This is a genomic window from Leuconostoc fallax KCTC 3537 (assembly GCF_000165675.1).
Lineage (GTDB): Bacteria > Bacillota > Bacilli > Lactobacillales > Lactobacillaceae > Leuconostoc_B > Leuconostoc_B fallax.
Genome location: NZ_AEIZ01000015.1, coordinates 277,531 through 297,180, shown reverse-complemented (window position 1 = coordinate 297,180; position 19,650 = coordinate 277,531). Strand labels below are relative to the sequence as shown.

The following is a 19,650-nucleotide window of genomic DNA, read 5'->3' as shown; positions in this document are numbered from 1 at the left end:
AGGGGGAAATAGAAATGACAATTCCAAAATTAATGATCGTCATTCCTGCATATAACGAAGAGGAGATGCTTAACAAATCACTAGGCGAGATAGATGAAGTTTTAACTACGTTAATTAAGCATGGCGAGGTTGCCTCATCTAGCAAATTATTAGTGGTAAATGATGGTTCAGCAGACCTTACTTGGCAAATTATTACTGATAATGCAGCTAAGAATGAGCATATTACAGGAATCAATTTTAGTCGAAACTTTGGACATCAAAATGCCATTATAGGCGGTTTAACTGCCGCACTGGATTATGGCGATATTTTTATAACAATTGATGCTGATTTACAAGATGATATTAATGCTATTTATGAAATGGTACAGCAATATCATGCAGGTTATGATGTGGTTTATGGTGTGCGTAATTCACGTAAAACAGATACTGCTTTTAAACGAACAACGGCTGAGAGCTTCTATACTTTGATGAAAAAAATTGGTGTGGAAATGGTTCCAGATTCAGCTGATTATCGTCTCATGTCTAAGCGAGCAGTAGAACACTTACTAGAATACAAAGAAAGTAATCTCTTTCTGCGCGGTATTGTACCTAAAATTGGTTTTCCGAGCACTAAAGTTTACTATGCTAGAAAGCCGAGAGAAGCGGGTACCTCAAAATACCCATTAAAGAAGATGTTACTCTTTGCCTGGGATGGTATTACATCATTTTCTGTGGCGCCAATGCGATTAATTCTTAGTTTGGGGATTATCACTGTATTCATTTCAATTGTGATGACATTGTATACTTTAGTCCAACATGTCGGTGGTAATACCAAAGATGGTTGGTCGTCTCTCATGGTGTCTTTGTGGTTTATTGGTGGTGTCCAGTTAGTCAGTCTATCTGTTCTAGGTGAATATATTGGTAAAGTTTTCAATGAGGTGAAGCACCGCCCAAGATTTATTATTCAAGATAATTTATTAGATGGGGCTAACAAATAATGAAAGTTTCTAGAATTATCTCAATTATGATACCGATAATATTGTTAATCATATTGGGTTTGTTTAGTATTGGCGCTTCACCAGTCTTTTATACGAATCAATGGTTGGACACGAATGCTATGATGACTATGGGTAGAGCAATACATGAAGGCGTTTTACCTTTTAGAGATATCATTGATCAGCGTGGACCAGTATTATATGGCATATATGCATTAGCCGCATTTATTTCTTCCACTAATTTTTTCGGTTTATTTATTCTTGAAGTCATCAATGTACTATTCGTTTATTTCATTACATTTAATATGGCACGGCATCTAAAGATTGGCTATCTGAAACCTGAATGGCTTGGGTTAATTGGACCGGCCGCTTTACTTGGTAATAATGCCTTTGTCTTAGGCGGATCACCAGAAGAATTTGCCTTTGCACCGATTCTGTTTGTATTACTTGTTTATATTAAGTACCAGAGTCATATTGAGCATATTTCATTATTATCTTTCTTTTTTGTTGGTATCGCTTTTGCACTTGTTTTCTGGTCAAAGTATTCTTTAATTGCGCCCTTCGTTGTATTCTTTATTTGGACGGCAGTTGCATTATTAATTAATAAACATTTTTTGAAATTGTTGTATGTCATTTTATGTTCTTTAGCTGGTTTTGGCTTAGTTACTGCTATTATTGCGTTGATTTTTAGTATGAACCATGCATTGCCACAATTGATTAATTTTTATTTTTATCAAAATTTAAATGCTTACGGTGCTAATGAAAATGGATTTGTATTCCAGATAGTACAGCTGATTCGCATACTAGCACGTCTTGTCGGAGACCATTTTGTTGCAACCTTAATACTTGTTGTGTGCTGGAGCATTTTGGGACTAAAGAACAAGGCGATAACTTTAGAAATTGTCATGTGTTTGGTGTCTCTGATATTTGTTGCGGAACAGCATATTTTTAGAACTTATTATCCATTGGTACTATTTCCATTTCTAGTGACAGGCATTATACGGCTGCTAGCAATTAGTGATGCTAGAATGTTACTAACATCTCGTCGAATGTTACCTCTGATTATTTGTGCAGTGACAGTATTGGCACCTTTTGTGAATAATAGTAGTTTACGAAGCGCACCAATTATTGATCAGAAGAAGGCTTTTAATGGGCAATCTAAAAGTGTTCAGGAGCGTTTTGCAAAAATAATGCATGCAAAATATCATAAGCCTAGTATTTTAATGGTTAATACGTTGGATAGCGGTTTTTATCTATCAGCTAATAGTGTACCCAATACGCCTTATTGGCATCGTTTAAATATGACGTATGAACAATTACCAGAGATGTATCATTCATTTAATCATACTTTAAATGATAAAAGAGTAGATTATGTTGTTGTGCGAGTTCCTGTTAATCAAAAGGTGAGTCCCAAGCTCGTTAAAGCATCTGTTGCACCAATTAATCGTCAAAATTTATTTAATAATTATCGAATAATTACTGCCGGTACGCAGATGACACAAGGTAATAATATACAATACGTTCTAATGGAAAAGAAGACACTTTCCAAAGTTAAACACCATGACAATAAGATACCAATATATGAAAAAGAGTAATTCTGAAGAATTACTCTTTTTTGTAAGCGTTTATTTTGAGAAAAGGTCATGAACATGTTAATATATTGGTATAGACCAATATAGGAGATTATCATGAAAATAATTAAAGTTAAAAATCAAATAGAAGGCGCACAAATTGGATTTGATATATTTAAGCAGGCGTTAGAAAATGATGCTAAAGTATTTGGTTTAGCAACTGGCTCAACACCTATTAAACTATATGAAGTACTGCGGAATAGTGATTTAGATTTTTCAAATAGTATCTCAATTAATTTGGATGAGTATTTAGGTTTATCAGGGGATAATCCGCAAAGTTATCGCTATTTTATGACACAACAATTATTTAATCAAAAGCCTTTTCAACATTCATATGTTCCTGATGGTGTAAAAACGGATACAGCATTAGCCACTAAAGAATATGACCAAATTATAGACAAACATCCAATTGATTTACAATTACTGGGTATTGGGCATAATGGTCATATTGGTTTTAATGAACCTGGAACATCTTTTGAGAGTAAAACGCATGTGGTTGATTTACAACCATCAACAATTGAAGCGAATGCACGTTTCTTTGAAAAGCCAGAAGATGTCCCTACACAGGCGATTTCTATGGGTATTGCTTCTGTGATGTCTGCTAAACACATTCTGTTAATGGCTTATGGTGAATCGAAGGCAGAGGCTATTTCAAAAATGATTAATGGCCCGGTGACTGAAGAGATGCCTGCTTCAATTTTGCAGAAACATAATAGTGTGACGATTATTGTGGACGAAGCAGCAGCAAATAAGCTAAATTAAAATATCATATTACAAAGATGGGGTTAGTTTGATAGGGATTAATATGGTAGACTTTTTATGGGATATAACTATTTTGTTGGGGAGTTAGCTACGTGAAAATGTATATTCATTTTTTAAAAAGTCAAACTTAAAGTCAATTTCAATTATCATCTTATTGAGTATTATGATGATGTTACCACAAATATATGATCAATCAGTTATTTTTGGTGCCGATTCAATTTTTCATTTTAATCGCTTTTATGATACAGCTATGCAAATTAAAACAGGACACTATAGCTACTTTATGAGTTTATTTGGTTTTAATCAAAGTGGGCGTATTGTAAATGCATTATATGGTCCTATGTTTGCATACTTGAATGGACTACTATTGTTAATATCTGGAAGTTGGTTTAAGTACCAAGTATTATCTGGGATTTTGATTAATATTGTATCTGGTATTGGCTTTTATAAGCTCGCTCGAAAATTAGGTAGTCATAATGAAATTGCTATTGGAATAGCTTTTTTGTATATGAACACATACTGGATTACAAGTTGGAGTCATTCGCAACAATTTACTTCGTTTGGGGCATCTTTAATGCCATACGTGGCTATGCAAGCCGTGGGCATGATTAGTAAACGACAACCCAAAATTAATATACTAGCTTTAGCTATTGTTATGGCAATAGTCATTCAGACGCATATGTTAAGTGCTGTATTTGCTGTTTGCTTATTGATACCATTTGCGTTAGTAGGGTTTTATTTAACGTCTGAAAAATATTTGTTTATGCGTAATGGTGTGGCATCCGTATTGCTCACATTATGTTTAACCGGAAATGTTTGGATGGGATTTTTAGACGTTTCAAGTAATAATAAATTAATTCAACCTCATCCTCAAACAGATTTATTGTCATTATCAACTAATCTATCACTGGATGGTGGTGATTCATTTGGTAAATTGGGTATCTTATCATCATTTTTATTCATTACTCAAATTGTACTTGTTCTTCAAAAAACATCTCTAATTTCTTTTGAAAACAAGTTAATTACCATAATCGGTACATTATTTTTAATAATCTCTAGTAGTCTTATACCTTGGAATATTATTGGTGATAGCATTCCAGCGCTTGATTCGTTTTTACAATTTCCTTTTAGATTGGTTGTTATTTCGAACATATTGCTTCTATTGTCAATTAGTTTGACGTTATCTCAGATAGAACTGGTTAAAAATTTTCAAACAGTTAATCTTCCAATTGCTATTGTGAGTGTATTGTCTATAGTATTTTTTACTTTAAATTTTCAAGGTTTATCAGGAATCAGTAAAAGTTGGAATGGAGATTATGTATTATCGAATAGGATAAATATTAACTTTAAGAAAACTGATCCTGCAGTTATCAGATCTGCATTTAGAGACGATAATTTAGGGAAACCCTTTACGATTTTACAAAAAAGTACACCTGATTATTTACCAGCTCATAAAGATAGTAAATTATGGGATGATAATAATTTCCATCCCTATAATGAAAATATTAAGGCAACATTTTTTAACCCCCTAAAGGTAACAAAATCAATTGATAGCCATAATCAATTAATATTAAAATGGCAGGGTAATAGCAAAAAAGTTGTTACATTGCCTGTTTATAAATATGCTGATAGTAAAATGTCTTTGAATCATCAGGCGCTTGATAATTCAAAGGTTCAAACAACAGTGGTAGGTGCCGTTAGAGTTAAACAGGTAAAAGGCAAAAATACTTTTAAGATAGATTACCGGCCTAGTCGTGCATTCCGTTATATGAGTGGATTGACGGTCATCAGTTGGTTCATTTTAATAGGATTTGGTGCTATAAAGCTATTTAATCATATTCGATTTTTATTAACTAAAAATATGGTGTTAAAATGAAATGATTAATATTTAATGTAGGAGTACTAGTAGATAAATAAAATGGGCAATCAAACATTCAACTTAATAGAAGAAATAACGCGCTTAGATGGTACGAAGTATTATGAACTTGGGAGTATTCCTCACAATGGTCGAGCAGAATATGCAGCAGATCACGGCTACATTAAAGAAGTTCGAATACTGAAAGTGAATATTCCGCGAACACAGCATGTATTGGCTGTGGAAAAGTACATTAATGAGCATTACGAGGCATTACCATTAGAATATGATGGTTGGGAAGAATGGGTTAAGACACCTGAAATGCAAAAGGAAATGGACCGCATTTTACGCGATAATAAATTAGGCTAAGATATATTGAATATCAGCTGCTTAATATGAATTTCAATGGAGACATCAGGAGGTGTATCTTGAGAAGGCTAACCAAGTCCATTCAACAACATAAGATACAATCAGTTCTGATCATTTTGTTGTTTAGTATTTTGTTGATTGTGCCACAAATTTATTTTCATGCTATTATTTTGGGTGCGGATTCGATATTTCATTTTAATCGCTTCTATGACACGGCGATGCAAATAAAAACTGGGCACTTTAGCTATTTCATGAGTTTATATGGTTTTAATCAAAGCGGCCGAATTGTAAATGCTTTATATGGTCCTGTGGTTGCTTACTTGAATGGTGCGGTGCTTGCACTTGTTAATAGCTGGTTTAAGTACCAAATCATTACAAATATTTTACTCAATTTTGTAGCTGGTTTTGGCTTTTATAAGTTATCCAAATACGCCGGTGCGAAGAATAATGTTGCAACGTTAATGGCGATTGTTTATATGAACAGCTATTGGGTAACGGCATGGAGTGATTCACAGAAATTTAGCGCATGGGGCGCGGTCTTAATACCGTATGTCATTATGCAGGCGTTGCCAATGTTAAAACGCCAAGATGCTAAAATTCATTACGGTGCCTTAGCTATTGTTATGGCCATTATGATACAAACTCATATGTTGAGCGCCTTATTTTCGGTACTAGTGTTAATACCATTTGCTTTAGTGGGGCTTTTTACAACGCGACATAAGGTTGCTTTCGTGCGTGATGGTTGTTTAGCAGTGGGTTTAACGATTATCTTAACCGGTAATATCTGGGGTGGTATGTTGGATATTTATGGATCCGATAATTTACTAAAGCCATATCCACAGTATGATTTACAGGCTGTCGCAACGAGTTTTAGTTGGGGCCATGATAGTTTTGGTACTTTAGGCCTTATTTCTTCTTGTTTATTTGCGATACAATTGTTATTAGTATTCAAACGGGCATCTTTCATATCATTTACTAATCGTGTTTTAACTTACGTTGGTGCTACTTTTTTATTGTTATCCAGTGATATAATGCCATGGAATACAATTGGCAAGCACTTACCCGTTTTGTATTCCTTTTTGCAATTTCCCTTTAGGCTTGTTATATTATCGAACGTTCTATTATTATTGGCAGTAAGTCTGACTTTGAGTAGTAACTTTGGTCAAAAAATAAGCCATTTAACAACGGTCATGGTACTGATTGTGGTTTTATTAACGACATTCAACCTTCAAAAGAAGGTAACAATTAGCCAAAAGTGGTTGTCGGATAACGTTCTAACCTACCGTAATAAGATTATATATAAAGATAAAAATCCTGACGTTATTCGAGCTGCTTTTAAAGATAAAAATCTTGGAAAACCATTTACGATTCTTCAAAAGGGCACACCAGATTATTTACCGATTCAGCAACAAGGTAATTTATGGCAAAAAATAGTTTCAAACCATATCGTGCAAATATTAAAGCAACATTCTTAAACAATATTAAGGTCAATAAATCAGTTAACCAGCAACAGCATTTGGTATTATCCTGGCAAGGTAATCAAGTGAGAAATGTTATTCTACCAGTTTATAAATATACGCATAGTGTGACGACGTTTAATCATAAACGCATATCTAGTCGAGGATTAAAGGCCAATATCATTGGTGCAGTTGAGGTAAAGCAGCAGAAAGGTGCCAATATTTTTGAAATTGGCTATCAGCCGAGTTATATTTTTAAGATGGTCAGCATACTTACTGCCTTAGCTTGGTTATTAGTCCTTGCGCGAAGCTTACAAATAATAATGGTAAAAGAAAAGTAGACGGGCTACCAAGGCTCGTCTTTTTAAGTTATACTGAATATTTGTAATAGTAGGAGTTCTTATGAAAAAAGTAATTTGTGACTACATTTTGTTAGGTGTGGGCTTGGTTTTAGGATTTGTATTGGTATCGCATACTGCTAGTGCCAATAGTATTAATATCGATGGTAATTTTTCGGATTGGGGTAGTGTAGGTTCTGTTCAAGAATTTGCGGCAAGCCCGAGTTATCCCAATAATATGCGTCAAGTAGGCTTGTTTGTTGACGAAGATAATATTTACATTTACATGAGTATGGCACCTAAATTATTTAGTCCGGATTCAAAGGAATCGACGAATGATTACGATGCTAAGTCAGGTAGTTATTATCTTTCAATTGGCGGGCATGACATGTACGTGCAAATTTATTTTCCAGGCTATCGCCCTGATAATAGTTCGGTCCATTTTTCTGTCGGTAATATTTACGATGCCAATTCGTATAAATCAGTTAATGGTGTAGGCGATGGGTACCTTGAACGTCAAGCTGCTAACGGTAAGTATAATGATCGCTGGGAACTAAAAATACCGATGGCTACAGTTAAAGAAGTATATGGCAGTGATTTACCATCACAAACAAATATCACTTTCCATGGCAGTAATGGTGGCACGATTTTCTTCAACGGTAATGTTTCAGCTGATTATTCTGGTGCTTCTTCGGGACCAATTCTGATTGCCATGGTTGGCTTAGGGATGGCTGTCATTAGCTTACCGTTAATGAAAAAGTATCGCTTACGAAAAAATGGAGCAACGATATGATTTTGAAAACAACCATTATTTTGATTATTATTGTTTGGTTATATTTATTGTCTGTTTTGAAACGTGCGAAAACCCATGCTTTTTATTTTTAGTTGGTAGTATTGGCTTGTTTATTATTTTAGCTTTATTGAGTAAACCTTATGGTATATGGTTATTTTCAACTATTGTAACCAAAGGCGTCAGTGTTGTCGGGTATTTAACAGGTCTTTTTAGTGTGCATTATGCATCACATTTGATTGAGATCATGAATCATCAACATATGAATTTATTATTTATTGATTATGAATGTTCCGGAATTATTGAAACAATGGCTTTTGGTTCATTAATTGCTTTTTATCCTGTATATACACTGAAAAATCGTTTTCTCTTAATGGTTGCTGGGACAATTTGGATTTTTTTGGCAAATATTATTCGTTTATCGTTTGTTGCCATTGTTATTTACTATTTCGGTTCAGATGCTTTCTACGTCGCACACTCTATTCTTGGCCGAATTATCTTCTATATTTTAGCGATTATATTATATTATCAAGTATTTACCCGTGGCCAAATTATTCAAAAATTTGGACGTGGTCTGCAGCAGGAGATCAGATAAATGAATATTGTATTTGACCATTTAATTTTTAATATGGGCTTTTGGTTAACATGGTTATTAATTCCAATTGTGTTTGAAATTTTACCAACTTCGTGGCATTTTTTAACACTCATGAAACAAGGGTATACCAAAAAAGACATCATTGTTCCTGAAAAATTGCCGATGATTTCGGTGATTCTTCCTGTTTATAATTCCTCAAAAACACTTTATGCATGTATTGCTTCAATCCATAATTCCACTTATCCGAATCAATTAATTCAAGTGATTGTGGCTAATAATCATAGTACCGACAGTAGTTTTGATGAATACAGCCGTGCACAACAAGCGTTTTCTGACTTACGTATTCAATGGATGAATACCAACAAGGGAAAGTCACAAGCATTGAATGCTGCCATCTATAATAGTACCGGGCAATATATTGTCAACCTGGATACAGATGGCGTTTTAGAAGAAAATGCGTTATACAATCTAGTTTTGCATTTTGAAAATAATCAACATGATGCTGCAGTAACGGGAACAGTTCTGACTAAAAAAGAAGATATCAATGCTACTAAAAATATCTTCTTGAGCATATTACGCAATAACGAGTATTATGAATATGCGCAATCCTTTCTGGCTGGTCGAAATATTGAATCAGCGCGCAATGAATTGTTTACGATGTCAGGTGCATTTTCAGCATTTCGTAGAGAAGCGTTGTTAGGCACTTATTTGTATAATACGCAGACAGTTGGAGAAGATGCCGATATGACATTTCAACTGCGAGAACGCTTAGGTAGCGCAGTTAAGCTCTGTTATGATGCAATTTTTTATGTCGAACCTATTTCAGGGTTGGATGAACTATACGTTCAGCGGCAAAGGTGGCAACGTGGCGAAATCGAAGTAACACGACATTTTATGAAAGACACACTAAGAATAACTGATTTCTTTCAGAACTTTATGGTGGGTCGCTTAATGTTTGATCATACATTCATTTTTCCAAGAACGATTTGGATTGCTGCGTTATTTGTTTTAATCTTCTTTGGTTATTCGCCGCTCATTATTGCGTTATCCATTATTTTCATGTACTTGTTATATGTGTTCAATTCATTAATTAATTTTATTAGTATTAGTATTTTGTTACGCCATTTTGATCAAGAAAGCCGATTTTTTAGAAAAAATGGTGGGTTATCTTTACATTGCCAACTTACAATATGCTTTGTGCAATGATACGATTTATTGGCATTATTAATACCATTATCATCCCTGCACAATGGCAATCTAGAAGTTTTGCAGATGAAAAAAAATCAGTGAAACAAGTGGTTTGGCATGATTATGATCGTTTTAAAAAAGGAATAAGAAATATGATGAAGAGTCGTAGTTATAAATTTAAAACCTATCTCAATGCAAGTCATGCTGTTCAATGGGATAGTGGGAGAGGCGTTGTCCATCCACATACTTGGGAAATCATTTGCGAAGTAAAAGAAGGTGATGATTTAGTAAAATTTGAAGTTGTTGAAGCGATTATTGAACAACAATTATCAGCTTTCTCAAATCAAACACTTAACGATGTCGCACCATTTAACGAAATTAATCCGACATTAGAAAACTTTACGGATTTTGTTTTTGATCGTTTATCTCAGTCATTAGTAGATATCAGTTGTCACCTTATCCGTATTGAAGTTTCTGAGTCACCAACTCGGACATGTTGTATTTCATTAGAATAATGATTGGTAAGGAGACAGAATGGCACTGAAATCTACCGCCTATAGCCTAATAAACAAAATTATTCTAGCACTATTTAGTTTTTTGTTTTTAACCTTATATTTTGCATTAGTATCGCCTAATTTGACTTTAGGTGATAATGTGGCGCGTCAAGTGATTGGTGAAAAAACAACATGGTTAAGTATCGCTTTTATTTTGTTAGTTGTTGGCGCAATTATTGGCATAGTGATTGATAAAAGAATTAGGTATTGCTTTAACTTTATATTTTATATTAAAGGTAAAATAACGGCACCAATTCTTTTTATGTTGGTTGTTGGTTTACAACTGCTCTTTGTTTTTGCGACACATCCAGCAATTGGTTTTGATCCGGGTGCTATTCATAGTGCATTAACGAATACGACTGATGATGAGCTGGTTTCTTATTTTAGTTTAAGTACTAATAATTTACCGTTGTTATTAATACAACATCATATTGCGGTATATTTTAGTAACCATTCATGGTTATTATTTGATATAGTGACTTTAATTTTGGTTGATATATCCATTATATTAAATACAATCACTATTAGTATTATCGATCGGACAAAAGTGATTTGGGCATTATATCTGCAATCCATTTTTTGTTGGTCTTCCCGATGATTATTGTGCCATACTCAGACACATGGGTACTACCGTTGGTGTCGAGCTATCTATTGTGCTATGTTATCGCACAACGACAACAACGTATGTCATCTATTCTAATAATGGGATTAGGTGGTATTTTAGTAGCTTTGACGTATTTTATCAAACCATCGGCTATCGTACCTGTTGTTGCAATTATCTTAATTGAATTGTTAGGTATGTTAAGGGCACTATATTTAAAGCAGTTCAAAATTTTGATTTATAGTATTAGTGCGGTTACCTTGATGTTACTAACTATGTTTGTAACGGTAACTTATGGGCAACAACAAATTAACAAGCAGGACTATATTCAAATTAGGAAAGGTGACAACATGCCACCAATTCACTTTATTAGCATGGGCCTTTCTGGGGATGGTGGCTATAACCCTAAAGATAATATCGAAATGGCTAAACGCTCAGCATATGAAGATAAAGTGACATATTCAGAAAATATTTTGAAGCAACGCCTTGCTAAACTTGGTATTTTTGGTTATCTAAAATTTTTACTGCATAAACATAATAAAAATACGAGCGATGGTACTTTTGCCTGGCTAATTGAAGGCCATTTTATCCAATCTAAATTAGATAAACAGGATAAATCTCGCTTCTTCAAAAACTTAGTTTACCCTAAGGGGAAGTATGTGGCAGATTTTAGATATATTGCACAATGGATTTGGATTTTTATACTTGGTTTAATGGCTTTTGGATTTAATTATCATCATAAGTTGGCTCAAGTACTGAGATTATCAATAATAGGTGCTTTCGTGTACTTGTTAATTTTTGAAGGTGGTCGAAGTCGTTATTTGATTCAATTTTTGCCTGTAATATTTATTTTAGCGACTTTGAGTAGTAGTTATACCGTCAATTTATTCAAAAGAACGTTTGCTTGGATGAGAATATGATGACGATTTAGAAATTTGTTAATGTTTTTACAAAAATGATTGTTTTTCTTAGATTATTCAGTAAAATAGGTAATGTTGTGTTATGTGTATTCACGATAAGCATAGTGCAATATTATACTTTGGTGATGTAGCCAAGTGGTAAGGCAGCGGTCTGCAAAACCGCCATCGCGGGTTCGACTCTCGTCATCACCTTAACAAAAAATCCTACCCAAATTTTTGGTAGGATTTTTATTTATTTCTAAAATATAGAATGTATGATAACTCTGATTAGACCACTTTCGATAATAACAAAAACACCAATCATGATGTATATAATGCGAGTCGTGAGTGAACCATACTTTTGAAGAAAGTGATCCACAACTTTTATTTTGTCGAAACGATCAGCGATAATTAACGACAAAAATACTAATAACATAAAATAGCCAGCAGTTAATACGGTTGCAAGTAAACTCATGGTTGACAATATAGGGACATAGACCGCCAAGTTATCAGCACCACAGGCAGAAAGATATAATGAAAAAACAGCTAAGCTGCCAGATTTGTATTTAAAATCTTTATCGGTACTATCGGTATCGTGGAATCCCATCCAAATGGGAATCAATCCAAGTAGGCCAATGAACCAGGTAGGAATCAAGAGTTGTAAAGTTTGTCCTAGGAGCGCACCGATAATCCAGCTACTCAGAACGCCTAATGAATAGCCTAACCATACTGATGTAAAGTGATAGCGTTGTAGTAATACGAGGAGCAAAATAAAGAAATCTATATTAACACCAAAGAACAATAACGTTAATAAACCTAAATCCATAATTAACCTCAGGAATAATTCCTAGAATATACCATGGCAAGTAACATTTAATATCAAGTAAAGAATACCATGGGCAAGGTATGATTTTATATTTTTTGAACGATATTATTTAAATGACATTTAAATAATAGACCCGTGATCTTTATTCGATAGTTTGAGACTATGCCAAATGATTAATGCGATAATCCAACTTATTGCAAATAAACCAACGAGAATAAAGCCGAGCTGATTGAAGTCAAGTGCTTGCACCCAACTTGTTAAACCGTTGTTCCAATCAAGCAAAGCACTCAGTGCTTGAATTAGATCAGCAAACCCAATAAAACCGGCTGCTAAAATTGAAATACCAGTAATCGTTAAATTGAAATATACTTTTCGATAGGGGGATGAAAAGACCCACTTGTAAGTAGAACTCATGAAGAGGCCGTCTAATGTATCCATAAAACACATACCGGCTGTGAAAAATAGCGGAAAGGAGAGAGATACATACCAAGCAGCGCCTGAATTTGTGGCTGTTGCAGAAGAAGCGAGTACTGCAATTTGCGTTGCCGTATCAAACCCTAGGCCAAATAGGAAGCCGACAATCATAACTTGCCAATTATGCTGGATTAGATTGAGCAGTTTAAGAAAGATTTTATTGATTTTTGATGTGCTATCATTTCTGGTTAATGTTGTATCTTGCTGTGAATTTTTGAAGTTTAACCAAATATTGACAATGATGAATGAATTGACGACGGCTAAAAAATTAGCATAATTGCTGCAATTAGTGTACCCATTGCCCCACCCAATGCTTCAAATATTGGCATTGTATTTTTTGCCCATTCAACAAGCAAAACAGTGATGAGCGCCATAATAATAACAACTAATGAGTGCCCTAAGGAAAAATAAAAGCCAACGCCGCGTGTATTTTTCCGTCATTTAGCATTTTACGTGTCATATTATCGATGGCGGCAATGTGGTCGACATCAAAAGCATGTTGCAATCCAAATGTGAATGAGATAATTGCCATGCCAACCATTTCTGGTGATGCCTGGCCAGTGGCATTCAATAGTAATAAGGCGGCCCCCATAATGAGTGCAATCATAGTAGCATAACGTAATATGTCATGCTTAAATGCAATGTGCTTCGTCTGTTTCAATATCCAAATCTCCTTGTTGATAGAATAGTAGAAATTGTAGTCTGAAATGAATCCGAACGCAACGTTAATAGTTGTCTTCACAAGCAATAGGGATCACTTATATTGATATAGAGGTAAAACAATTATGGGATTCACAATGTTTAAAAAGAAGTGATTTTTATACACCTATTCGGCACATAGTGCTAAATCGGTGTTAGTTGTTTTAAGAGGACTAGTTTATAATATATAGCTCATCTTGATATCTATTGCCAAAGGGGAAAAAATGGGGAATTTACATTTATTACCAGACGATGGTTTTAAGATTATTTGTCAACCTGTTAATATTTACAAAGCTTCTGCTGGTTGGGTACGGCCAATTGCTATTTTGCCATAGGAACTAGGTGCCATGCTCCTTTTCATTTGGTGTATTTTTGTATAGCAAAAGCACTATTGAACTTAGAGTCTATACTTTAAGTTCAATAGTGCTTTTATTGTTAGATATTGTTTCAAGAGTTATGATTGAACGAGTTTTGTAAGCGGGGTTTTGGTTAAGTGTAAAAAGGTTTGGCGAAATTCTTCGGGCGGTGTTGGCAGTGGCTGTGTTAGCCAAGTTGAAATAATGGATAATGTCATTTTAACGGTTAATTCAATGGCAAAAGTTCGCGTGATTGGTGCCGTATTCAAGTTATAATGATCAAAAAATGGTGTTGCCCATTTAATATATTCTTTTTTAAAAATAAATCCATTCACCATTGGCATAGTTGCCGGAATAGAGCACTTTTAGTGTGTGGTTATTGTCATACAAAACAGGTAGTACTGTATCAGCAATCATCTCAAATGGGTCGGTTGTAGTAGCGGTGGATAAGGCTGCGACTACCTGTGCATCAAGCTGTTGCGCGATGTATTGTAAAATGTCTGATGGACTACGAAATAACGTTTTGGCTCTATGGGGATGGATACCTGATTCTTGAACAATTGTTGCCATATCACAATAGGTACCATTAGTACGTGACAATATGGATAAAAAAGCATTCGCAATGATTTGCCGCTCAGCAGAATGATTACTATTTGCTTGATTACCTTCAAGTGCCATTAATAATTCAGGAAGCGCTACATTAAAAGTATTGGCAATGATACTTAGGGCAGAAACTGGTGGTGTGCTAATCCCGCGTTCCCAATTAGAAGCAGTTTGACGAGAAACAAAAATTTGTTGTGCAAACTCTGTCTGAGTAAGGTTATTTTTTATTCTAATATTTTTAAGTGTTTGTTGTATCGTATTAATTTTCATATAAAGCCTTTCAAATCAGCTTTAAGTGTATCAAATTTTGCGCTGTTTGTCATAAAAATGATAAACGTTTAGCATAAAGTGTGAATTTTGTCGATAAAGAATAATGGGCACAATCTGATTAATGGCAAAAAGTATTGGCATAGTTATATGGGAAAAGTTGATATACTATTTTGTATTCAATAATGTTAATAATTGAGCAATAGTGAACATTTATTAACAAATATCTATATTTTAAAGAGAAGCGGAGATGAATGAATGAGTAAGAAAAATCAGGTTATTATTGCAATTGTTGGTACATTAGTAGCTTTGGGAATTACTGCAATTAATATACTTAATACAAATGAAGTTGACGGCATGAAGCTTGATAGTAAATTGTTACCAATGATCCTTATTGTAGGGTTATTGAGTACTTTTATTTTTACATTGGTTTCAGCACTAATTAACAAATTATTTATTTGGCTATCACAGCTGGGGCAAGAAGAAGCCCAATCGGTAACGTTTATGACATCATGGTACGCAACTATCGTTTCGCAATTACCCGTTATGATTATTAATGTGTTTGCCATTATCGTTCTGAACTTGTATAAAGCAGACAATGGCATTGCTGCGATTATTGGTGGTGTGGTAAGTGCAATTCTCTTCACATTTATTTTGCGTCAAAATAATACGATTACTAAACGTACACAAATTATTTACGTTATTATTATGGTCATTTTGACATTAGCGTTGAACTTTAAGGTATTCATGGGACAATAATTGTCATTTTTTCATAAAGCCTAGGGGAGTATCATGAAACGACGGACAAAAATTGCACTTATTACGACAGGCAGTCTTGTGGCTGTGGGATTGATAGCAGTAACTGGCCTAACAACGTACAATAAAATAACGGGGAAGACACAGTCAACCCAAAAAACAGGCTACCAAACTTATGTCGCGACATATACACCGGCACTTACTATGACCGGAAAAGTGATGGCTAGTAAAACACAGACACTTAATGTACCGTCAGGTAAATTACAGACACTTAATGTAACTGATGGACAAGTTGTAAAAAATGGGGATGTTTTATTAACTGTTACCAATACTGAGATTCAAGATGCCATCGATGCACAAAATGATGTTATTAATAAAGCGAATAGAGCTGCTACAAATGCAGCAACATCATTAAAGAATGTCCAACAAGGGTACGGGCAAGCAAATACTGACACAAAATCTTCATTAAAAGGGGAAGTTGTGCAAGCGCAACAGACAGTAAATGATGCAAATGCTGAATTACAAGAGGCGCAAAATAAATTAGTAGAGTTACAGAATAAACAAACGACAAATTTGACGGCACCTTTTGATGGTATTATTTCTGTTGATAATAATACAAAAGATGGTATTCCAGCGTTAACATTGAATGCCTCACAGAAAATATTACAGGCTAATATTTCAGAATATGATTATCATAAGATTCATAGTGGGGATCAATTAGTTGTTAGTGGTATTGACGGTTCACCAACACAATCAACAACTGTAGATAAAATTCAACAAATCCCAAATGGTGACGGTAAAGGCACGACATATTATCCTTTTACAGCTAATGTAAAAAAGACTTTTTATATGGGCAAAGTATAAAAGTTGAGATACCGCAGCGTGATATCAAAATACCTAAATCTGCAATTTATAAAAACAATATATACAAAGTAATTGATGGTAAAGCTAGTCGTATTAAAGCAGACGTTACGCAATCAGGAACAAGTACTATTGTGAATTCAGGTATTGTAAAGGGTGAGAAAATAGTGCTCAATCCTGATAGTCATTTGAAAAATGGTGAATCAATAGATGATTAATTTATCAGCGATTAACAAAACTTATCGTCAAGGTAATGAAAATTATCAAATTTTACATGACATTGATTTGCATATTAAAGCTGGTGAATTTGTCGCTATTATGGGACCATCAGGATCAGGAAAGTCAACTCTAATTAATATTATTGGTTTCTTAGATCAAAAATTTGATGGTAATTATACATTTCAAGAAGTAATAGTAAATAGTCTTAATCGTCGACAACACGCACAATTACGAAATCGTTCAGTTGGTTTTATTTTCCAAAACTTCAAGCTGATTATGAATCAAAGTGTTGGTGAGAATGTCGGCTTGCCTTTGCTCTACGCGGGATTAAAACGCCAGCACATTATTCAACGCGTGAACGAAGTATTAGCGAAAGTTGGACTACCAGACAGTTACCATAAGTTACCTAAAAATTTGTCGGGTGGACAACAGCAGCGCGTTGCCATTGCACGAGCCATAGTTACCAATCCAAAATTTTTGGTTGCTGATGAACCAACCGGTGCGCTGGATTCAGCAACCTCTTCGGAAATTATGACCTTATTCAAGGCGTTGAATGATTCCGGCACAACACTGATTATGGTGACACATGATGCACAAGTTGCCCAAGAAACTAATCGCCTAATTAAAATATTAGATGGTCGTATTCAAAGTGACGAGGAGGTAATTCATGAAGGTACGTGAATTATTTGTGAGTGCTTTTCGATCTTTAATATCGAATAAAAGGCGTAGTATTTTAACAATGGTTGGTATTATTATCGGTATTGCGGCAGTTATTACTATTTTAGCTTTAGGCGATGGTGCGCGCGTTGCCATGATGAAAAATTTACAAGCTAGTAGTAGTGGACAACAGTCAACAGAAATTAACTTTGTGCCAAAAGACGATAGCAAAACTGCAGGTTTTGATGATAACGATCTCACTCGTGTACGAGAAAATAATAAATTAACACAGGTTAAGATACAATCAGATGATCATGGTATTTTATCAGCGGAAGGCACAATTAACAGTAAAACGATTTCATCAACACTTTATTTGAGCCAAGAGGCTAATAGTGAACATTTGATTGCCGGTCGAGGTATTTCAAAAAATGATATTTTAGTCAACAATCCTGTGGCGTTGATAAGCAAATCAACTGCTAAAAAAGGTTATAAAAGTGTTCAAAATGCCTTAAATGCAGCGATTGAATTGAATGGGACTACTTATACAATAGTTGGTGTTATTAGTAATGATGCACAACGTGAAGGCTATCATACTTATGATGCCGTTGTACCACGAAAAATATTTGACGTGAATAATGCTAATGTAACAGCTAACACACTAAAGTTAACATTTGTTGCGGGTACTGATGTATCTAAGGCAACACAACAAATTACCAATCAACTGAATGATAGTGGTTCGCAGCATAATGCCGGATCATACGAATTTTATGATACAGCCGCGATGCTTAAGGGGATTAGTGATGTGATTAAGGGCATTACTTATTTTATTGTGGCAGTTGCTAGTATTTCTTTATTTATTGCTGGTATTGGTGTTATGAATATGATGTATATTGCCGTTAGCGAACGTACTCAAGAAATTGGTATTCGGATGGCTGTCGGTGCTTCTCAACAACAGATATTATGGCAGTTTTTGATTGAAGCCATCCTGCTAACTTTGAGCGGTGGTATGATTGGTTATCTAAGTGGCCTAGGTATTGCAATGGGAGTATCTGCATTCTTGCCGTTTAAAGCAAGTGTATCGCTCTCAACATTCTTGTTAGCTTTTGGAACATCAACTATTGTTGGTTTAGTATTTGGTATTTTGCCAGCCAAAACAGCAAGTAACAAGAATTTGATTGATATTTTGAGATGATTGTCTCGAACCATAAAAAGGGTATCCAATTTTCGGATATCCTTTTTTATGACGACGTCACTTCAATTCCAATAAAACCTAGCATGTTATGTACTGAAAAAATGTTATTTGATATTTGATTTTAACCATTCAGCGCGCAATCAGCACCATTCGTGTTGTTTTGAAGTAATAGGCTGAAAGCTAGTTTATATTAAATATAGTTGTTGCGCAACAATACTAATAAATTAAGGAGTGGTAATTAATATGCAAAATCATACATTTTCAAAATTCAATAAGTTAAATGATATTCAACTTGAAAAGGTTGCAGGTGGACAGACGGCAGTGATTGTGTTGTTACCTCGTTTAATCAGAAAATATATCTTTAAATAGATTCTAACGACTTTAAAAAGTTATTTTACGCTATCATAATAAAAACTCAAGCTACCTGAAATGGCTTGAGTTTTTATTATATAAATTATAGAAGTAATTCTAATGCTTTAATTTTGCGTCGAGAAATTAAGCACGTGGCGTGATTTCTCACAACAACCACTTTGTTACGTTTATCTATTTTTTCAATATTATCAATGTTAACAATAAAACCACGATGACTACGAAAAAAGCGGTTATCCATATTTTCAATATCTTGCATTTTGCCGTTGAATGCAATGCGCTTATGTTTGGCAACCAGAACGATTTGTCGTGATCCTGAAAGGGTTTCAAAGTACAAAATATCTTGAAATGGTATTTG

At 34.5% G+C, this 19,650-nt stretch carries 18 protein-coding genes, 1 tRNA gene and 4 pseudogenes; 18 read left to right on the top strand and 5 right to left on the bottom strand.

The annotated features are described in order from the left end of the window. The first annotated feature begins 14 nt into the window (after positions 1–14). The 13 genes and pseudogenes from LEUFL_RS0105235 (at position 15) to LEUFL_RS0105175 (ending at position 12,226) form a co-directional block, all read left to right on the top strand. Positions 15–977 carry a glycosyltransferase family 2 protein gene (locus LEUFL_RS0105235; protein ID WP_010007957.1) on the top strand — a complete coding sequence of 321 codons (963 nt, stop codon included), beginning with the start codon at positions 15–17 and terminating at the stop codon, positions 975–977. Continuing rightward, positions 977–2,569 (top strand): glycosyltransferase family protein, encoded by a 1,593-nt coding sequence (locus LEUFL_RS09910; RefSeq protein WP_010007955.1) that lies wholly within the window; start codon positions 977–979, stop codon positions 2,567–2,569. Before LEUFL_RS0105235 ends, LEUFL_RS09910 begins: the two co-directional genes overlap by 1 nt. A 93-nt stretch (positions 2,570–2,662) precedes the next feature. Next, positions 2,663–3,367, top strand: a complete 705-nt coding sequence (locus LEUFL_RS0105225; protein ID WP_010007954.1) for a glucosamine-6-phosphate deaminase — start codon at positions 2,663–2,665, stop codon at positions 3,365–3,367. A 163-nt stretch (positions 3,368–3,530) separates the two neighbouring features. Beyond that, positions 3,531–5,243, top strand: coding sequence for a putative glycosyltransferase family protein (locus LEUFL_RS0105220; protein ID WP_133264352.1), 1,713 nt, complete (start codon positions 3,531–3,533; stop codon positions 5,241–5,243). Positions 5,244–5,285: 42 nt separating this feature from the next. Further along, positions 5,286–5,591 carry a hypothetical protein gene (locus tag LEUFL_RS0105215; protein ID WP_010007952.1) on the top strand — a complete coding sequence of 102 codons (306 nt, stop codon included), beginning with the start codon at positions 5,286–5,288 and terminating at the stop codon, positions 5,589–5,591. A 59-nt stretch (positions 5,592–5,650) separates the two neighbouring features. Then, on the top strand, positions 5,651–7,066 hold the full coding sequence (locus LEUFL_RS0105210; RefSeq protein WP_010007951.1) for a putative glycosyltransferase family protein: 1,416 nt from the start codon (positions 5,651–5,653) through the stop codon (positions 7,064–7,066). After that, complete coding sequence (locus LEUFL_RS0105205) at positions 7,012–7,389, top strand: hypothetical protein (protein WP_010007950.1); 378 nt, start codon at positions 7,012–7,014, stop codon at positions 7,387–7,389. The genes LEUFL_RS0105210 and LEUFL_RS0105205 overlap by 55 nt, the downstream gene beginning before the upstream one ends. A 61-nt stretch (positions 7,390–7,450) precedes the next feature. Continuing rightward, positions 7,451–8,179, top strand: a complete 729-nt coding sequence (locus LEUFL_RS0105200) for a Firmicu-CTERM sorting domain-containing protein (protein ID WP_010007949.1) — start codon at positions 7,451–7,453, stop codon at positions 8,177–8,179. Beyond that, a pseudogene (gene xrtG, locus LEUFL_RS11625) lies at positions 8,179–8,771 on the top strand (exosortase XrtG). The gene LEUFL_RS0105200 and the pseudogene xrtG overlap by 1 nt, the downstream one beginning before the upstream one ends. After that, positions 8,772–10,096: pseudogene (locus LEUFL_RS11620) on the top strand (TIGR03111 family XrtG-associated glycosyltransferase); the annotation flags it as partial. Positions 10,097–10,111: 15 nt separating this feature from the next. After that, a complete protein-coding gene (locus LEUFL_RS0105185; protein WP_029508674.1) occupies positions 10,112–10,474 on the top strand; it encodes a 6-carboxytetrahydropterin synthase in 363 nt (120 codons plus the stop codon). A 19-nt stretch (positions 10,475–10,493) separates the two neighbouring features. Beyond that, a pseudogene (locus tag LEUFL_RS13620) lies at positions 10,494–12,034 on the top strand (TIGR03766 family XrtG-associated glycosyltransferase). 121 nt (positions 12,035–12,155) lie between these two features. Beyond that, positions 12,156–12,226, top strand: a tRNA-Cys gene (locus LEUFL_RS0105175). 46 nt (positions 12,227–12,272) lie between these two features. On the opposite strand, the gene LEUFL_RS0105170 is transcribed toward LEUFL_RS0105175, so the two are convergent. The 4 genes and pseudogenes from LEUFL_RS0105170 to LEUFL_RS11605 form a co-directional block, all read right to left on the bottom strand. Continuing rightward, entirely contained in the window at positions 12,273–12,839 is a 567-nt protein-coding gene (locus LEUFL_RS0105170; protein WP_010007941.1) for a cadmium resistance transporter, read from the bottom strand. A gap of 120 nt (positions 12,840–12,959) precedes the next feature. Further along, positions 12,960–13,977: pseudogene (locus LEUFL_RS11610) on the bottom strand (HoxN/HupN/NixA family nickel/cobalt transporter). 489 nt (positions 13,978–14,466) lie between these two features. Then, positions 14,467–14,706, bottom strand: a complete 240-nt coding sequence (locus LEUFL_RS13195) for a hypothetical protein (protein WP_237697907.1) — start codon at positions 14,704–14,706, stop codon at positions 14,467–14,469. Further along, positions 14,684–15,241: a helix-turn-helix domain-containing protein gene (locus LEUFL_RS11605; RefSeq protein WP_237697906.1), complete on the bottom strand. Its 558-nt coding sequence runs from the start codon at positions 15,239–15,241 to the stop codon at positions 14,684–14,686. Before LEUFL_RS11605 ends, LEUFL_RS13195 begins: the two co-directional genes overlap by 23 nt. A gap of 255 nt (positions 15,242–15,496) precedes the next feature. On the opposite strand from LEUFL_RS11605, the gene LEUFL_RS0105150 reads away from it, so the two are divergent. The 5 genes from LEUFL_RS0105150 (at position 15,497) to LEUFL_RS13315 (ending at position 19,292) form a co-directional block, all read left to right on the top strand. Continuing rightward, on the top strand, positions 15,497–15,997 hold the full coding sequence (locus tag LEUFL_RS0105150) for an MFS transporter (protein ID WP_010007939.1): 501 nt from the start codon (positions 15,497–15,499) through the stop codon (positions 15,995–15,997). Positions 15,998–16,030: 33 nt separating this feature from the next. Continuing rightward, positions 16,031–16,858 (top strand): efflux RND transporter periplasmic adaptor subunit, encoded by an 828-nt coding sequence (locus tag LEUFL_RS11600; RefSeq protein WP_010007938.1) that lies wholly within the window; start codon positions 16,031–16,033, stop codon positions 16,856–16,858. 207 nt (positions 16,859–17,065) lie between these two features. After that, positions 17,066–17,755 carry an ABC transporter ATP-binding protein gene (locus tag LEUFL_RS0105140; RefSeq protein ID WP_010007936.1) on the top strand — a complete coding sequence of 230 codons (690 nt, stop codon included), beginning with the start codon at positions 17,066–17,068 and terminating at the stop codon, positions 17,753–17,755. After that, positions 17,742–18,923 (top strand): ABC transporter permease, encoded by a 1,182-nt coding sequence (locus tag LEUFL_RS0105135; RefSeq protein WP_010007934.1) that lies wholly within the window; start codon positions 17,742–17,744, stop codon positions 18,921–18,923. The genes LEUFL_RS0105140 and LEUFL_RS0105135 overlap by 14 nt, the downstream gene beginning before the upstream one ends. 243 nt (positions 18,924–19,166) lie before the next feature. Beyond that, the gene (locus tag LEUFL_RS13315; protein ID WP_010007933.1) at positions 19,167–19,292 is read left to right on the top strand and encodes a hypothetical protein; all 126 of its coding nucleotides are present in this window, start codon (positions 19,167–19,169) and stop codon (positions 19,290–19,292) included. An 85-nt stretch (positions 19,293–19,377) separates the two neighbouring features. Here LEUFL_RS13315 and LEUFL_RS13190 read toward each other — a convergent pair whose 3' ends face one another. Next, positions 19,378–19,629, bottom strand: a complete 252-nt coding sequence (locus LEUFL_RS13190) for a LytTR family DNA-binding domain-containing protein (RefSeq protein ID WP_237697905.1) — start codon at positions 19,627–19,629, stop codon at positions 19,378–19,380. Positions 19,630–19,650: the final 21 nt, after the last annotated feature.

What these genes read in the sequence shown, in the direction of transcription:
- LEUFL_RS0105235 (WP_010007957.1), top strand. Translation starts at nt 15, where the DNA reads ATGACAATTCCAAAATTAATGATCGTCATTCCTGCATATAACGAAGAG.
- LEUFL_RS09910 (WP_010007955.1), top strand. Translation starts at nt 977, where the DNA reads ATGAAAGTTTCTAGAATTATCTCAATTATGATACCGATAATATTGTTA.
- LEUFL_RS0105225 (WP_010007954.1), top strand. Translation starts at nt 2,663, where the DNA reads ATGAAAATAATTAAAGTTAAAAATCAAATAGAAGGCGCACAAATTGGA.
- LEUFL_RS0105220 (WP_133264352.1), top strand. Translation starts at nt 3,531, where the DNA reads ATGATGATGTTACCACAAATATATGATCAATCAGTTATTTTTGGTGCC.
- LEUFL_RS0105215 (WP_010007952.1), top strand. Translation starts at nt 5,286, where the DNA reads ATGGGCAATCAAACATTCAACTTAATAGAAGAAATAACGCGCTTAGAT.
- LEUFL_RS0105205 (WP_010007950.1), top strand. Translation starts at nt 7,012, where the DNA reads ATGGCAAAAAATAGTTTCAAACCATATCGTGCAAATATTAAAGCAACA.
- LEUFL_RS0105200 (WP_010007949.1), top strand. Translation starts at nt 7,451, where the DNA reads ATGAAAAAAGTAATTTGTGACTACATTTTGTTAGGTGTGGGCTTGGTT.
- LEUFL_RS0105185 (WP_029508674.1), top strand. Translation starts at nt 10,112, where the DNA reads ATGATGAAGAGTCGTAGTTATAAATTTAAAACCTATCTCAATGCAAGT.
- LEUFL_RS0105170 (WP_010007941.1), bottom strand. Translation starts at nt 12,839, where the DNA reads ATGGATTTAGGTTTATTAACGTTATTGTTCTTTGGTGTTAATATAGAT.
- LEUFL_RS13195 (WP_237697907.1), bottom strand. Translation starts at nt 14,706, where the DNA reads ATGGTGAATGGATTTATTTTTAAAAAAGAATATATTAAATGGGCAACA.
- LEUFL_RS11605 (WP_237697906.1), bottom strand. Translation starts at nt 15,241, where the DNA reads ATGAAAATTAATACGATACAACAAACACTTAAAAATATTAGAATAAAA.
- LEUFL_RS0105150 (WP_010007939.1), top strand. Translation starts at nt 15,497, where the DNA reads ATGAGTAAGAAAAATCAGGTTATTATTGCAATTGTTGGTACATTAGTA.
- LEUFL_RS11600 (WP_010007938.1), top strand. Translation starts at nt 16,031, where the DNA reads ATGAAACGACGGACAAAAATTGCACTTATTACGACAGGCAGTCTTGTG.
- LEUFL_RS0105140 (WP_010007936.1), top strand. Translation starts at nt 17,066, where the DNA reads ATGATTAATTTATCAGCGATTAACAAAACTTATCGTCAAGGTAATGAA.
- LEUFL_RS0105135 (WP_010007934.1), top strand. Translation starts at nt 17,742, where the DNA reads ATGAAGGTACGTGAATTATTTGTGAGTGCTTTTCGATCTTTAATATCG.
- LEUFL_RS13315 (WP_010007933.1), top strand. Translation starts at nt 19,167, where the DNA reads ATGCAAAATCATACATTTTCAAAATTCAATAAGTTAAATGATATTCAA.